Raw genomic sequence first — 15,325 nt, forward strand, 5'->3', positions numbered from 1 at the left:
ACGGTGTCCCTGGTCATTCCGGGCGGTTGAAGCGACGTGCCGCCCAGAACAGGGCGAGTGCGCCGCCCGCCAGGAGGACGGTGGCTTCGAGGGGGAGGGGTGGCGGCTGGCCTGCCCATTCGATGCCGGCGGCCGCCGCCTGGTCCGGGACGCGGAGGGTGATGGTGCGGCGGAGGAGGTCCACCGCGTACGCGAGGGGGTTGACGTCGGACAGCGTACGGGCCCAGCCGGGCAGGGCCGTGAGGGGGAAGAAGCCGCCGGAGAGGAACAGCAGCGGCATCATCACCAGACCGAGCAGCGTGTGGAACGTCTCGGCTCTGCGCAGGCCGACGGCCAGGGCCAGGGCCAGGGACGTGATGGTGAACGAGGCCAGGACCATGCCGGCCAGGAGCAGCACCAGGAGGACCGGGTCGTAGGGCAGGCCCACGACGCCGGCCAGGCTGAGCAGGACGGCGCCCTGGACGGTGGCGGTCAGGGTCCCGCCGGCGCAGCTGCCCAGGAGCAGGGTGGACCGGTGGACCGGCGCCATCAGGAGCTCACGCAGGTAGCCGCTCTGCCGGTCGGTGATCAGCCGGATGCCGACCATGATGGCGGGCGTCTGCACCGTCATCATCAACATGCCGGGGAAGAGGTACGTCTGGTATCCGACGCCCAGGGAGGACTGGGGGATGAGAGCGGCCAGTCCACCGCCGAGGATGAAGAGGTAGAGCACGGGGTGGAGCAGCATCAGCGCCGTGTGGGCGCGCTGACCGGACAGGCGCAACAGATCACGGTGGACCAGCGCGTGGACCGCGCGCAGCTCGTTCCGCAGCCGGCCGGCCCGCTCGCCGTACGCCGTCTCCGAGGACTTCCAGGTGAAGGTGGTCATCGGCCGGCACCGGTTTCCGTCGTCACCGTCGCCGCGGAGGGCGCCCGGCCGGGCTGTGCGACGCCCAGGCTGCGGCCGGTGTGGTGGAAGAAGACGTCGTCGAGCGTGGGCGGGGTCGCGGACGCGGCATGCACCGCGATGCCGCGTGCCTCCAGGGCCGCGCACAACCGGGGGATCCAGGCGCTGCCGCCCGGAACCCGCAGCCAGATCCCGTCCGCGTCGACGGTGACGGCACGGTCGGGCGGCGCGATCCGGCGGACGACCCGCCGCGCCGCCTCGTCGTCACCGGTGCGCAGGACGACCCGGTCGTCCCCGATCGCGGCCTTCAGCTCCACGGGCGTGCCCTGCGCGACCAGCCGGCCGCGGTCGATGATGGCGAGACGGTCGCAGTTCTCCGCCTCCTCCAGGTAGTGGGTGGTGACGAAGAGGGTGCTGCCGTGCAGCTCCCGCAGCGCCCGAAGGTGCTCCCAGACCTGGGCCCGGGCATGCGGATCCAGCCCGGTGGTCGGCTCGTCCAGGAACAGCACACCGGGCGCATGCAGCAGCTGGCGGGAGATCTCCAGGCGCCGCCGCATGCCTCCCGACAGGGTGCGTACGGGGGAGCGGCGCCGGTCGGTGAGCCCGGCCGTCTCGAGCACCTCGGCGGTACGCCGGCGGGCGTGGGCGCGGGAGAGGCCGTAGAGACGGGCGTGGATGTGGAGGTTCTGTTCGGCCGTCAGATCCGGGTCCACGGCGCTGTGCTGGAAGAGCATGCCGACCCGTCGCCGTACCTCGTGGGGCTGGGTGAGGACGTCCGCGCCGGCCACGACGGCGTGACCGGAGGTGGGGCGGGCCAGGGAGCACAGCATGGCGATCGTGGTGGACTTCCCCGCGCCGTTGGGGCCGAGGAAGGCGAACGTCTCGCCGCGGCGCACGTCCAGGTCCAGGCCGCGCACGGCATGGGTGACGGTGCCCTCCGGCCCCGGGTAGCTCTTGACCAGACCGCGTGTGCTGATGGCGTGGACGGGCTCGGGAGGGGGGTGCGTGCCGTACGGGCTGGCGGGCTCGGCCGCCGTGAGGGCCGCTGTGGCGAGATCGTCGTCACCGGTCTGTCGCTGCATGTGCTCCGGTCCTCGTCTACGGGTTCGACGTACCGGCCGGCGGCTGCCCGGGACAGCCGCCGGCCGGTTGGTGCCGACTGTCCTACGCGCAGCTGATGCCGATGCAGACGGTGTTGAGGAGCGTCAGCAGGCCGACGCACTCACAGGTCGCCGCGAACGGCGCACCGTCGGCGCCGACCGGGTCGGTCTCCGGGAGGGCGTGAAGGCGGGCCAGCAGTTCGAGGTCCTGGTTCTCCATGGTCTTCTCCTTCTTCTGTGAGGCGGCGGCAGCACTGTTCTGCCGCTCGACCCGGCGTCCGGAACATCCGGCGCCGGGAGTCTGTGTCGCTCAACCCGACTGCTGGACCATCCAGTGCCGTGGAGCGGTGTGACGGACCCGGAGCAGGAACGCGAGGATCCCCGCGGACCCGTCGCTCCAGCTGGTCGAGACGTCCCCGTACTCGTTGGGGAAGACCACCTGGTCGCGGCGGTGGGTCCGTTCGGCCAGGACGAGGCCGGCCAGTTCCTCGGCCATCGCCCGGTACGCGGGATCTCCCGTGGCCTCGGCCACGTCGAGGAGGAAGTCGCCGTTGCCCGCCAGCCCGTGGCACTGGCTGAGCGAGGCGCGCGAGGCGCGTTCCCTGACGGCATGCGTACTGCGGCGGGCGAGGTCGCCGCATCTGTCGTCCCCGGTGACCTGCCACAGCCGGACGAGGAACGTACCGATGCCCGCCGAGCCGTGGCACCAGTACGGTGCCGTGGGCACGTCTCCGGCCTGGGAGGGCCACTGGGCCGTCTCGCCGGTGCGTACGGCGGCGGCCACCAGCTGCTCGCCGGCCTCCAGGGCCAGTTCCCTGTGCTCGTGCCGCTGCGAGAGGTCCGCGGCCGCGAGGAGGAAGGAGCCGATGCCCGCCGTCCCGTGGGCGAAGCCCAGGTAGCGTTTGCCGCCGTCCTCCGCGTCGGCTTCGGCGGGGACCGGCCAGCCCACTCCGCCGGGCCCGCGCCTGACGGCGGCGGTCAGCCGCGCGGCGGCGTCGACGGCCAGTTCGGCGAAACGCGCGTCCCCGGTGCGCTGCCACAGGTGGAGGGCGGCGAGCCCGCTGCCCGCGGTGCCGTGGGTGATGTCGTGATGGGCCGTGACCTGCTGCGGGGCCAGCGCCAGGGCCAGCGCGTGGTCGATGAGCCGGCGGTCGTCGACGGCGCGCCCCGCGTCGTACAGCGCCCAGGCGGTCCCACGGCCGCCGAAGTGCAGGCCGGGGCGTGTGGAGCGGAGGTCGGTGCGGTCCGCGATCCAGTGCCCGGCGGTGGAGATCAGGCCGGGCAGACGCGGGTCGCCGGTGAGCTCGAAGTACCGCGACAGCACGGCCAGCACACCGGCCGCACCCTGCTGCACCGTGCAGGGATCGCTCTCCCCGGAGAGGGTCGACACGGGCCACAGCCGTCGGTCGTCCGCCGGCGTGATCGAGTCGACGAGGTGGTCCACGAGCCCCGTCACCACGTCGTCCAGCGCCCCGACGTCCCGCACCGGGCCGCCGTCGGCGCGGGCATCCGGCCGTACGGCGGCCCCGGCCACGCCCTGGGGCCGTGCCTCCGGCTCCGCCTTCCGCAGGGCCTCGCGGGCCCTGGACGGATCCCACCGCTCGGCGGGATCGTCCCGCATCAGCCCGAGGAGCATGGACACCACGCCGTCCGGGAGCCGGAGCGGCCCGGTACAGGCCGCGAGCCATGCGGCGAGCCGCTGCTCGGTCGGCCTGTCGGCGGGCTCCTCGGGCAGGAGGTTCGGCACCTTGCCGGCCAGGACGAAGCAGGCGGTTGCGCCGAGGCTGTAGTAGTCGGCCGTCGGACGGACGGGCGCGTCGGCCAGACGCTCGGGGGCGCTGAAACCGGGCGTCCCCACGCGGGTCGGCAGCGCGGCCTCGGCCTCCAGGACGGCGAGCTCCAGGTCGATCAGGCGCAGTTCACCGTCGGGCCGGACCATGACGTTGCCCGGTGTGAAGTCCCGCAGGACCAGGCCGCGGGCGTGCGCCGCCGCCACCAGGTCCACCAGGCGCGCGACCTGCGCCAGCGCGTCGACGCGGTAGCGCTCGCCCCCCACATCGCGGAAGTGCTCGGCCACCCAGGTGCGCAGGGTCACGCCCGGCACCTCGTCCTGGGCCAGGAACAGGTGCCCGCCGTGCTCGAACAGCGCCACCGCTTCCGGGGCCAGCCCCGTGCCCGTGAGCTTCTCCAGCGTCCTGGCCTCGGCCCGCAGCCAGTCCCGGACGTCGCCGCCGGAGGCATCGCCCTCCACGTGCGGCCGGGCCTCCTTGATCACCACGCCCGCACCCGTACGGACGTCGCTGCCCCGGTACACACCGCCCTTGTTCGTCTGCCGGATCGCCTCCCGCACCGCGAAACGGCCACCGAGCACCACCGGACCGTTCTTCGCGCCCCCGCCACGCGGCGTCACCGGAACCGTGGCGGGGAACGGACAGACGGCCCAGGGCGGCGGGGAGTACTGGCCGGTGCGCTTGTCCTCGACGGGGTTGCCGTCCGGGTCCTCGATGAACCACACCAGCAGACCGTCGTCCGACAGGCGCCGCCGGCCGACGAACGCCCCGTAGCGGTAGTGCACCAGGCTGCCCACGGCGTAGGGCTGGTCGGACAGGATCCGGGGTCCGGCGAGACCCGCCGTGACCGCGTGCAGCTCCCGGGCGAGCTCGGCCGCCTCGGCGTCGGAACACGGGTAGACCGTGATGAACTTGCCCGAGCTTCCCCGGGGCGTCGCACGGGAGTTGAGCGCGCTGACCTGCTCCAGCGACCGGGCGAACTTGAATCCCGACCTCCCCCGCAGCAGTACGCGCAGGGCCTTGGCGAGGACGGTCGGCGCCGACGCGGCCGTGGCCGACAGGTGCAGCTTCCACCCCTGCTCACGTCGCGTCCCGGACCGGGGCGCGACCCGGCTCCACATCTCGTCCGCCTCGACCACCCAGCGCGCACCCGTGCCCGTGGCGTGCAGCGCCTCGCGGAGAAGGCCTTCCAAATCGACTTCGGTAGCGTGGCTCGTCATTGCGTGTCCCTCTCAACGGTGAGAACCGCTGACGGGAAGGTGCCCGGTGACATAAACAGACCAACACGCACCCACCCGGATTCACTTCATCCAGCGAGCGCGCGACGTTCTACCACCCTGAAGAGGTGCGCCCAGCGCAATGAGCGGCGCACTTTGGTTCCAACGGGTCACGGGAAAAGGAGCGGGTCCGGGGGCGCGGCCTGCCAATGCAGTTGCCTTTGAGTTGCGGGGGATCGTCGCCCTGTCTGTGACGGAGTAGGGCGCGGGCCGGCAGGCCAGACACGCTCCGTACCATCCATAGGTGATCAACCCGTTCTTCCGCGCACCCAGACGCCGCTTCATCACCCTGGCCACGCTGGCTGCCGTCGTCGCCTTCGGGTGGTACGCCGTTCAGCCGGTCTATCCACGATGCACGACCTACGCAGTCGGCTCAGGGTCCCTCACGTCCGCCGGCACCTCGGCGGAAGAGAGGGAAGCCGCAGCCAGGCAGGCTTACGAGGACGCCTTGGCCGACGGCACATGCGGACCATCACACGCCCGATTCCGAGACTGGCTCGGCTGACCTGAGCCCGCAGCCCCGACGCGCTGCGGCCCTTGGCGCCGCCGTGGGACCCGCGACGAGGCAGAGGCCGCCGCCGCCCTCGCCCGGGCCCGAGCCGAGGAGCCGATCGTCATTCTCGGTCCCTCGTCACCTACTCCTTAGGCGGTGGCGAGGTTCGGGTTCCCCTGAGTACCGGTCTTCCGACTCGGCGGTTGCTCTTCGGTTTCGTGGTCTGGTTGTGGGCCCAGCGGCCCGGCTGGACCGTGTCTCGTCTGGCTCGGGCCCTCAGGACGGGCCAACGGTTCGGCTTCTTGATCGCGCGCGGGCACTCCCGGCCGCGCCGGGCCGACAGAAGGCGTGCACGTGCCTCCCGCCCGGCCTCGGTGAAGGAGCGGGTGAGCTTGGTGGCGGTCGCTCCGAGCTGGGACGGGATGCTGCGGCGGACGATGCGTACGCACTCCAGGTAGGAGACACGGTCGGCGTCCACCGTCGGGCGGGCGAGCGCGGCCGTGTGGGCGAGCTGGCGGATGGCGTGGTGGACCGCGAGGTAGGCCCGCAGTCCCTGCCGGACGCCTTCCGGTGTGCGCGACCTGATCGGCCCGCCGGGGCCGAGGTGGTTCTTGATCTCGTCGAAGGCGAGCTCGATCTCCCAGCGCTCCCGGTAGAGCGCGACCAGCTCGTCGGCCGGGTACCGCTCGGGGGCCAGCAGCGTTGTGCCCAGGTGGGCGACCTTGTCGCCCTTGGCGAAGGCGATGACCCGGTAGATCACGTGCCGGGGCAGCGTTCGGCCCTCTCGCGCGGCTCGGAGCCGGACGTCCTTTCCCGGTCGCGCCATCGACAGGTACGAGCCGTCCGGTAGTTCTTCCTGGGCGGGGCCGAGGTGGTTGGACTGGAGCCTGACCAGCGGATCCGCGCCCGCCACGGTGAAGACGTGAGCGAACTCGACCGACCAGAAGCCGCGGTCGGCGATGACCAGGTCGCCGGGGCCGGTGGAGCCGGCCAGCGGGTGAGCGAGGCTGCGTTCGCCGTCGCGGTAACCGCCGAGGCGGGCGTCGAGGACTCCGTGCGTTCCGATCTCGGCCAGGACCACCGCCCTGACCTGGGGGAAGCCGAAGGGGGCGCCGCCGGTGGCGGAGGGGCCGTCGAAGGTGTCGCCGTTGCTCGTCGAATCCGGGAGATCGAACCGGGTGCCGTCCAGGGCGAGGAGCCGCAGTCCTCGCCACCACGCTCCGGGCGTGGCCGGGGTGGCGAGCGGGCCGGCCACCTGGCGGAACACGGTCTCCAGCACGTCCTCGCCGAGGCGGGCGCGGGCCCGGCACAACGACGACCGGTTCACCCGCGCGAGGGCCCGGCTGCCCGGGATGCCGCTGGTCAGCACCCGCAGCACCTCCTCGTACGACTCCCGGGCGAACAGGCACAGGGCCAGGACGAAGTACACGACCAGCCGCGCCGGCAGGAGGCACCGGCGCCGCTCGCCCCGGTCGTGCTTGGCTATCGCCGCGTCGACCAGCTCAGCGGTGAACACCTTCGTCAGGATCCCGATCCGCACCCGCTGGCCCGCACCCCACCCCGTCACACGCGGGGCAACGATCTCCACAGCTCAAAGGCAACTGCATTGGCGCAGCCTGCCCCCGGACCCTGTCGGTGCCGCTCACATCACACGCCGGCACGCTTGAGGGCCCGGGTCATTCGTCAATGCGTCGCGTCCTGCCTTCGGACCACCGCCGATCGAGCTCGGCGGACCAGATTCGAACTGGCATTTCGACGCGCGGGGCCCGGGCCCGGTCGATCCGGCGATGAGCGGCGCATGCTGAGTCTGGAGCAATGGCCTGAGATTGACCGCGGTCTGCCTCTGCCTGGTCGGGCCGCCCCGGCGGGAAGTGCGCGGGAGGAGGACTCGAACCCCCACTGGAACCGCGTATGTCACGACAAGGCTCAGCTTCGGCTTTGCGCTCCTCGCGCACCCCGGCCGCTCTCCGCGGCCGGGGAGTCCGTGGTGTCCCCGCTACCCGAAGGGAGGTAGCCGAAGCGGCGTCGCCGACCCGCTGGTCGGTGGCCTCGGCGCCGTTCGCCTCCTCGCGGGCGAACGGCGCCGCCTGCTGGAGCTTCTCCACCCGTTCCAGGGGCTCGTTGACCCGCCGGGCCGGCAGCGCGTCCGAGAACTTCACCGTGGTCCAGTAGCCGACCGGAACGTCCTCGCAGGAGACCTCGACCTGCGCCGGGTGCTTGTCCGTCGCCTCCACGAGCACGCGTCCGTCGACCGTGATGTCCGCGCGCGCGTCGCAGTTCGCCCAGTCCTCGGTGGCCGTCACATCGAAGAGACGGGTCAGTGCCCGCGCCGTGTCACGGAGCACGTCCTCGGCCCTCACCTGCACCAGCGTCGACTCGGGCGGCAGCTGCTCGCCCTCCTCGTCCTTCGGCTGGTACGTACGGGAGATCCCGGCGAGCGACGCGGGCTTCTGTAGACCGTGATGCGCCGCCGTCAGGTCCTGGTGCGCCCGGGACTTGACGCCCTTCTCCACTGCGATGATCTGATTCGGAAACGTTCGAGGATCGCGTGATTCGCTTCAGACTGGACCCAGGTTCTGTCGTCAAATGCCACGCCCCTCAGGAGTGAGGCGAGGCGACGGCTGCTTCGTAGGATTCGGCGGCTTTGTCGTATCGGGCGGCGCTGCCGCGCCACCGCTTCAAGGGGTTGAAGCACCGTTCCACGACATTGCGGTGCTTGGAGACCGTGCGGTCGAAGGCCGGTTCGAGCTGTAGCCCTTGTCGTCCAGGACGTGATCGGGTCGGATGCGGGACCGTCCGGGTCTGATCCGGGGCACCCGGATCGCTTGCATCACGGTGGTGAACCGGGTGCAGTCGTTGGTGTTGCCGCGCGTCACGACGTTTTTTGGACGAGTACAGGTACGAGGCGCGGTCCACGGCGTCGTCACAGGGCGGTGTTCCGTTCCGCCGCCGGGACCGCTGGAGGCATGAGGAGGCATCACCTGCTCTCCACTGCAGGACCACTTCGGGGCTCAAGGGCCCGGTCGTCCCGCGCAGTGCCTCCCGGCCCGCCTCGGCGGGGATGGTCGGAAGAAGCCGAGCTTCTTCGGCGAGCAGCTGACCAGCAGGTTCTTCGTGTCCTTCACCCGGTAGGCGACGATCCCCTCTTCCCTGTCCGGCCAGTGCTCGACGGCCAGGGCGACCCCACTGCGGTGCGGCCCGAGGGCGGCCGGCTGTCGCAGCCGGGTGCCGTCGCCGTCGGCCTCGGGCTCGTACCGCCAGGAGGCGAGCGGCTTCGCGGGGTCCGGCGTCGGGTCTCCGTACCGGCCGTCCGAGTCCGTGACCGCCCAGCCCGGTTGTTCATGATCCACGACGGCGATCCGCCGCCGCAACGGGGTGGCGCGCGGTCGGCCGGCAATCGCACCGAGGGAGTAATGCGCTCGGCCGGCAGGGTGCGGTAAGCGCTTTCCGTGTTGCGGAATCGGACGGTCCACACGAACAGTGGTGCCCGGCCGCCGCGGGCGGTTGTGAGACCAACGCCCGTGTGTCAGTCCCCGTTGAGGAGCTGTCTTGCCGCACACGGATGTGACCTCATGAGCGGAACGGTAGCCGATCTCGCCTCGCAGCTGCGGACCGCATTGGCCGGAGTCCTGCCCACCTTGGGGGACACCCTCGACCCGACGCAGCGGCGCCGGAAGCTGGCTGAGGCGCTCGGACTGCCGGGGGCGCAGCTGACGCCCTCTGCGGTGTTGGCCCGCATCGGCGCGCCGGATGCGGATCAGGTCGGCGATCTCTGGCCCAAGCTGCTGACGCTGCTCGCCGACGCGGCGGGCGACGACGTTCCGGGCTGGAGCCTCACCGTGCCGGACGTCCTCGTGGTCACCGCGAACGACGTCCGGGTGCTGCACGACACGCTGCCCTCCGAGATCTCCTTCTCCGTGAACCTGGGCAAGCTCCGGCTCGCCGACGTGCTTCGGGTGGAGCAGGACATCACGCTCGCCCTCATCGTGCCGGCCGACCCCACCGCCGCCGCGCTGCGACTCTCCGTGCGCGGGATCCGGCTCACCCTGCCCACCGACGAACTGCTCAGCCTCGTCGTACCGGGCGGGCCGGCCCTGGAGGGTGACGTCCAGGCCCGACTGGACATGCAGGGAGTCCACTTCCAGGGCGGTGGGAAGAACGGCCTGGCGGTGCCGCTGCGCATCGCGCCGCCGGGCCTGCGTGCGCCCGCCCTGTATCTCGCGCCCTCCGGCCTCGCGTTGCGGTTCACCGCCTCCTTCGGTGCCTCGCTGCTGGGGCTCGCCGACGCCACGATCGACGGAATCGGCATCGAACTGACGCCGGGATCCGGCGCCACACCGGTGCCCCCGAGCGGGCTGGGACTGAGCCTGGCGGCGGGCCCCGCGCGGGGCAGCGGCTTTCTGGAACGGCGCGGTGACGAGTACCGGGGCGCGCTGGGTCTCGCCCTGGGCGTGGTCGACGTACGGGCGTTCGCCATCCTGCAGCCAAGTGAGCCCTCGCTTCTGGTGGCGCTCAGCGCCCTGTTCACGCCGGCCATCGAACTCGGTCTCGGCTTCACCCTGAACGCGGTCGGCGGCATCGTCGGCATCGGGCACGCCATCGACCGGGCCGGCCTCGCGGCGGCCGTGCAGTCGGGCCACCTGGACCGGGTGCTGTTCCCGGACGATCCGGCCCGGGCCGCGCCGCAGATCCTGGACACGCTGGCCTCGGTCTTCCCCGCCCGGCGCGGCAGCGTGGTCGTCGGGCCGACCTTCCGGCTGGGCTGGGGCCGCCCGGTGCCGTTCGTGACGGCCGACGTGGGACTCGTCCTGGAACTGCCCAGCGGTGTCGTCGCCCTGCTCGGCCGGCTCAGGATCGCCCTGCCCGCCCCCGAGGCTCCGGTCCTCGACCTGCGGGCATCCGTCGAGGGCGTCATGGACGTGGCGAACGGCCTCGTGGAGATGGTCGCCGACCTCGCCGGTTCCCGGTTGCTCACCGCCGGTATCGAGGGCGGGATCGCACTGCGGATCAAGACCGGCTCCGACGCCACGTTCATCTTCAGCGCCGGAGGGTTCCATCCCGGCTTCCTCGTGCCGGCCGGGTTCCCGGTACCCCGACGGCTCTCCATCGCCATCGCCAGCGCCTCGGCGCTCAGCATCGTCTTCAGCGGATACTTCGCCATCACACCGGGCACCGTCCAGGCGGGAGCCACGCTGACCGCCGTCATCGGCACGTCCGACACCGGGGTGAGCGGACAGCTCGGCTTCGACGCGTTGCTGCGCTGGGAGCCCAGCTTCGGTGTCGTACTCGATCTGTACGGCTCCTTCCACCTCCGCTTCGACGGCCACAGCCTGTGCTCGGTCGATCTGCGCGTCCGCGTCGAGGGACCGACGCCCTGCTGGCACGTCGCCGGACGGGCCACCGTCTCCCTGTTCTTCATCGACGTCAGCTTCCCCTTCGACGAGCACTGGGCCTGCACCGGAGTGGCGGGCGCCCCGCCACCACCCGACATCGCACCCCTGTTGGAACGGGAACTCGACAACCCGCGCAGCTGGGAGCCGGTGCTGCCCGAAGGCGCCGCCACCCTGGCCGCCCTGCGCGGCGACGGCGTGGACACCGCGCGCCTGCTGCACCCTCTCGGCCGGCTCCGCTTCAGCCAGCGTGTGGTGCCCCTCGACATCCCCGTGACCAGGTACGGCCCCGGCCGCCTCGAAAAGCCCGCCACCTTCACGGTCTCCGTACGCTTCGGCGACGGCAGTCCGACCGCCCAGCCGATCCGGGAGCAGTTCGCCCGCGCCGACTTCTTCGACCTCACCGACGACGAGAAACTCACCCAGCCCACCTTCGAACTCCTCCGTTCCGGCAGTGAGCTGACCCCGCCGGTGGCCGGCGCCGACGCGCCCCGCCGCACCGTGGAAGTGCGCTACGAGACCAAGTGGATCGGCGAGCGCGGTGCCGCGCCCCAGCCGCGCGCCTTCTGGCTGCTGACCGAACCGCACCTGCTCGCCGCGCTCGAGCACGGTGCGGTGGCGACCAGCGCGGTCCACGCCGACCGGGCCCGGTACGTGTACGCGCCCGCGCCGTCGGCCCTCAAGGCCCCTTCGTTCGCGGTCGCTCACGTCGACACCCTCACCGAGGCCACGGAACTGGGTCGCACGTCCACTTTCACCGAAGCGGCGCTGTCGTTCGGCGCCCCTGCCGGGCGCTCCCCGTCGCTGCACGTCGTCCCCTCGTACGAGCTGAAGTCGGTGGTCACACCATGACCGGATACGCATTCGCCTCGTGGGACCGGACGGGGGCCGCGGCGTCGCTGACGGACTTCGACGACCTCCAGCGCACGACCCCCGTCCGCGGCACCATCGCCGCCTCCGCGTTCGTCAACGCACGACCCGAACGGCCCGTACCGGTGCACCTGTACGGCCCCGGGGACGTAAGCGCCCTCGATCCCCGGCAGATCGTGCGGGTGTACCCGTTGCCCGGCACCCCCGACGCCGAGACCACGAAATTCCCCATGGTCGAATTCGACCGCACCGACCTGCCCTGGCTGTTCACACCCCTCGCCCCCGTGTCCGGCGGGGCGCTGCGCCCCTGGCTCGCGCTGGTCTGCGTCCCGGCGCGGCTCGCCAGGCCCGGGCGGGAGCCCGGCCGTCCGCTGCCCGTACTGCGCGTGTCCGGCGCCGAACTCCCCGATCCCGACCGGCTGCACCTGTGGGCGCACGTCCAGACCCTGGTCGGCCACGAGCAGGATCCGCGCGCCCGCGTCTCCCGGCTGCTCGCTCCCCGACGACTGCTTCCGCACACCGAATACGTGGCCTGCCTCGTGCCCGCGTTCGAGGCCGGGCGGCGCGCCGGTCACGGCGAGACAGGGGGCGACCTCGCCCACGCCTGGAGTGCGGACACGGACGCCGACCTGCCGGTCTACCACTCCTGGACCTTCTCCACCGGGGAGGCGGGGGACTTCGAGACCCTCGCCGACCGCCTCCAGTGCCGCCCCATCGCCGGCGCCGGCCGCAGGCCGATGGACATCAGCAGACCCAGGCCGCAGGACCCGGGTCCAGGTCCGGTCGTCCAACAGGTCGAAAGCGCGCTGATCGCACCCGACCTCGGGCCCCGGGACGCCTGGCCGGTCGACGCGCACAGCACCCAGTGGCAGAGCGCGCTCGCCGGCTCGCTCGAGGGCACGCACGGCGACGACAGCGACGACGACCCCGAAGTCGCCCCTCCGCTGTACGGCAGGTTTCACGCCCTCGCCGCCAAGGCCGTCCCCGGATCGGCGGGCTGGCTGGACACCCTGAACCTCGATCCGCGGTGGCGCGTCGCCGCGGGCCTCGGCACCAGGTCCGTCCAGCGCGAGCAGGAACAGCTGATGGCATCCGCCTGGACCCAGTTGGCCGACGTGCAGGCCGCCAACCGCTTCGTGGACCTCGCCCGGCTGGCCCGGCTGGTCGGCACGAGGCTCCACGAACGGCACGTACAGCCGCTCACCACGGACGAGTTCCTCCACCTCGCGGCACCGCTGCGCACCCGCACGCTGTTCGGCACGGCCACACTGGCGAGCAGCGTGCACGCCAGCGTCCTGCCCACAGCCATGGCCACCACCACCTTCCGGCGCGCCGTCCGACCGCTCGGCCTGCTCAGCAGACGCGTCGCCCTCGTCACCCGGCAGCAGAACCCGGACGTGGCGGAAGTGCCCTTCGCCAACACGCTGACCACGATGGCGGCGATCGAGACCGGACTGTCCGTCACCCCCCGCAGCCCCGACGGCACCGTCGCCTTCGCCGTCGCGCCGGAACGCGTCGTCAGCGCCGACCGCCTGCCCGCCGTCCTGGCCGCGCTCGGGCCGTCCACCGCCGCCGCGCCGGCCTGGAAGACCCTGGCGGGCCAGGCGATCCGCCACGCGGAGCTGCGCGACCTCACCACCGCGCAACTCTCCGCCGCGCCGCCCCTGGCGCCCGCCACGCTCGACGCCGTCTTCCGGCTCGGCACGGTACGGGAGATCGCCGTACCCACCCAGTTCCTCGCCGACACGCGCATCACCCCGCAGGACACCCTGGCCTTCCCGTCCGGGCGCATCGCCCCCACCGGACTTCTGACCGCCTCGGACGGCACCCCCACCGGAACGCTCAAGGGCATGTGGTCCGGCCACTGGGACCCGCTGTCCGCCGGTGGCGGCTGGAAGGGCGAGGCCCGGGGCACCTTCCGCCACGGTGACAGCGGCCCCGGCACCTGGCGGGGCGTGTTCACCGGAGTGTGGGACGCGCAGCCGGGTCCGCGGTTCGACGGCGGCTGGCGACTGGTCCTGACCGGAACCTGGGAGACCTCCGACGACCACGGCACCTGGCAGGGCGTCGCGGCAGGTGTCTGGGACGACCCGCCGGACGTCTCCGACGGCACGTTCAACGGCGTCTGGCAGTCGCAGACCGCCCGAGGTACCTTCCACGGCACCTGCCCCGGGATCTGGGACTGGGACGAGACCGGGAGGGCGGGGGACTGGCGCGCCGACTGCTCCGGCGGCTGGGAACGGCTCGCCGACGGCACCCCGCCCCCGGACGGCGACGTGTGGACACCGGACCGGCTGGGCGACATCCTCGCCGGCTGGCAACACGGCGGCGGCATGTCCCTGGGCAGCCTTTTCGGCCCGGCAAGCCTGCCCGGCCTCGCGGACCGGCTGCCCGCGCCCTCCGTGCTCGGCCTCAGCCCGGGCGACACCCACGGCATGATCGTCGGCGCCCACGACCAGGTCTTCCGGCCCGCCGACGTGCCGCCCATCCCGCCCCGCGACCTCTTCCCGGCACCCGCGGCCCACACCACCGTCACCGACCAGATCCACCCGCACACCACCGTGGACACCGTCGTCGGCTCCCGCGTCGAGCATCCGGCCGGCGCCGACAGCACCGCTCCGCTCCAGTGGGCGCCCACGTTCCCCGACGCCATGTGGCGTCCGCTGTCCGAACAGTCCACCGAGTGGATGCTCGCCGGACTGGACAAGGTGCCGCCCGACAGCGCCGCGCTCGCCCTGACCAACCCCGCCTTCATCGCGTCGTACATGGTCGGCCTCAATCACGAGTTCGCCCGAGAACTGCGCTGGCGCGAGTACCCCACCGACCAGCGCGGCACGTACTTCGCCTCCTTCTGGGGCACCAGTCCCGAAATGCCGCCCCTGCACCAGTGGCAGACCGGGGCCCCGCTCGGCACCCATCTGACCGCCCCGGCCGACCGGGTCGTCCTCCTGCTGCGCACGGCCCTGCTGCGCCGCTACCCCGGGGCGATCGTCTACGCGGCCCCCCTGCTGCCGCCGACTCCGGACGGTTCACGGGAACCCGACGACGGCCTCGCCCGCCACCCCGTCTTCCGCGGCGGCCTGGACCCCGACACGACGTTCCTCGGCTTCGACCTCCGACTCGGTGAGATCCTCGACCGCGACTGGTGCTTCGTCATCGCCGAACAGCCCACCGAACCCCGCTTCGGTCTGGACGACCCCTCCGACGAGATCCTTGCCAGCCCGCCGCCGCCCGGCCTGTGGGGCCGCCCCTACGTGCCGCCGGCCGAGACCGTGCCGCCCACCGACGCCGACGACTGGAACAACCTCGACTGGAGTCACCTCTTCGACTCGCCCGAGCAGTTCCAGGCCGCGACCCACGCCCCGGGAAGCCGGCGTCCCAACGTCGCGCTCGACGGCCTCGTCTGGGGCGACAGCGCCGCCGGCATCGCCCGCCAGTGCTTCCAACAGCCCGTACGGGTCGTCATGCCCGCCGAGCGGCTGCTCCGCCCCCCACCACCCCAGCCCTAGGGAGACAAGA

General features: G+C 72.5%; 9 protein-coding genes and 2 pseudogenes. 3 read left to right on the top strand and 8 right to left on the bottom strand.

Features of this window, described 5'->3' with window-relative positions; all coding sequences use genetic code 11:
* Positions 1-13: 13 nt before the first annotated feature.
* The 4 genes from ACH4TP_RS29025 to lanL all read right to left on the bottom strand — a co-directional run bounded on the left by ACH4TP_RS29025 (position 14) and on the right by lanL (position 4,996).
* Positions 14-868, bottom strand: a complete 855-nt coding sequence (locus tag ACH4TP_RS29025; RefSeq protein ID WP_389235175.1) for an ABC transporter permease — start codon at positions 866-868, stop codon at positions 14-16.
* A complete protein-coding gene (locus tag ACH4TP_RS29030) occupies positions 865-1,968 on the bottom strand; it encodes an ATP-binding cassette domain-containing protein (RefSeq protein ID WP_398439532.1) in 1,104 nt (367 codons plus the stop codon). Before ACH4TP_RS29030 ends, ACH4TP_RS29025 begins: the two co-directional genes overlap by 4 nt.
* Before the next feature lie 82 nt (positions 1,969-2,050).
* The gene (locus ACH4TP_RS29035) at positions 2,051-2,206 is read right to left on the bottom strand and encodes a VenA family class IV lanthipeptide (RefSeq protein WP_388857907.1); all 156 of its coding nucleotides are present in this window, start codon (positions 2,204-2,206) and stop codon (positions 2,051-2,053) included.
* A 90-nt stretch (positions 2,207-2,296) separates the two neighbouring features.
* Entirely contained in the window at positions 2,297-4,996 is a 2,700-nt protein-coding gene (gene lanL, locus ACH4TP_RS29040) for a class IV lanthionine synthetase LanL (RefSeq protein ID WP_398439533.1), read from the bottom strand.
* A gap of 301 nt (positions 4,997-5,297) precedes the next feature.
* Between lanL and ACH4TP_RS29045 the strand changes: the two genes are divergently transcribed.
* Positions 5,298-5,558 (top strand): hypothetical protein, encoded by a 261-nt coding sequence (locus tag ACH4TP_RS29045; protein ID WP_398439534.1) that lies wholly within the window; start codon positions 5,298-5,300, stop codon positions 5,556-5,558.
* A 130-nt stretch (positions 5,559-5,688) separates the two neighbouring features.
* Here the strand turns inward: ACH4TP_RS29045 and ACH4TP_RS29050 are convergent, their stop codons facing one another.
* The 4 genes and pseudogenes from ACH4TP_RS29050 to ACH4TP_RS29065 form a co-directional block, all read right to left on the bottom strand.
* Complete coding sequence (locus ACH4TP_RS29050; protein ID WP_398439535.1) at positions 5,689-7,134, bottom strand: IS4 family transposase; 1,446 nt, start codon at positions 7,132-7,134, stop codon at positions 5,689-5,691.
* A gap of 338 nt (positions 7,135-7,472) precedes the next feature.
* Positions 7,473-8,059 (bottom strand): annotated as a pseudogene (locus ACH4TP_RS29055) (hypothetical protein).
* 103 nt (positions 8,060-8,162) lie between these two features.
* Positions 8,163-8,425: pseudogene (locus ACH4TP_RS29060) on the bottom strand (IS5/IS1182 family transposase); the annotation flags it as partial.
* Positions 8,426-8,557: 132 nt separating this feature from the next.
* A complete protein-coding gene (locus ACH4TP_RS29065) occupies positions 8,558-8,896 on the bottom strand; it encodes a hypothetical protein (protein WP_398439536.1) in 339 nt (112 codons plus the stop codon).
* Between the two features lie 222 nt (positions 8,897-9,118).
* Between ACH4TP_RS29065 and ACH4TP_RS29070 the strand changes: the two genes are divergently transcribed.
* Together ACH4TP_RS29070 and ACH4TP_RS29075 are read left to right on the top strand one after the other, a co-directional pair.
* Positions 9,119-11,788: a DUF6603 domain-containing protein gene (locus tag ACH4TP_RS29070; RefSeq protein ID WP_398439537.1), complete on the top strand. Its 2,670-nt coding sequence runs from the start codon at positions 9,119-9,121 to the stop codon at positions 11,786-11,788.
* Positions 11,785-15,315 carry a hypothetical protein gene (locus tag ACH4TP_RS29075; RefSeq protein ID WP_398439538.1) on the top strand — a complete coding sequence of 1,177 codons (3,531 nt, stop codon included), beginning with the start codon at positions 11,785-11,787 and terminating at the stop codon, positions 15,313-15,315. The genes ACH4TP_RS29070 and ACH4TP_RS29075 overlap by 4 nt, the downstream gene beginning before the upstream one ends.
* Positions 15,316-15,325: the final 10 nt, after the last annotated feature.

Origin of the sequence: Streptomyces sp. NPDC021012, from assembly GCF_044333355.1 — a bacterium.
Taxonomy (GTDB): Bacteria; Actinomycetota; Actinomycetes; order Streptomycetales; family Streptomycetaceae; genus Streptomyces.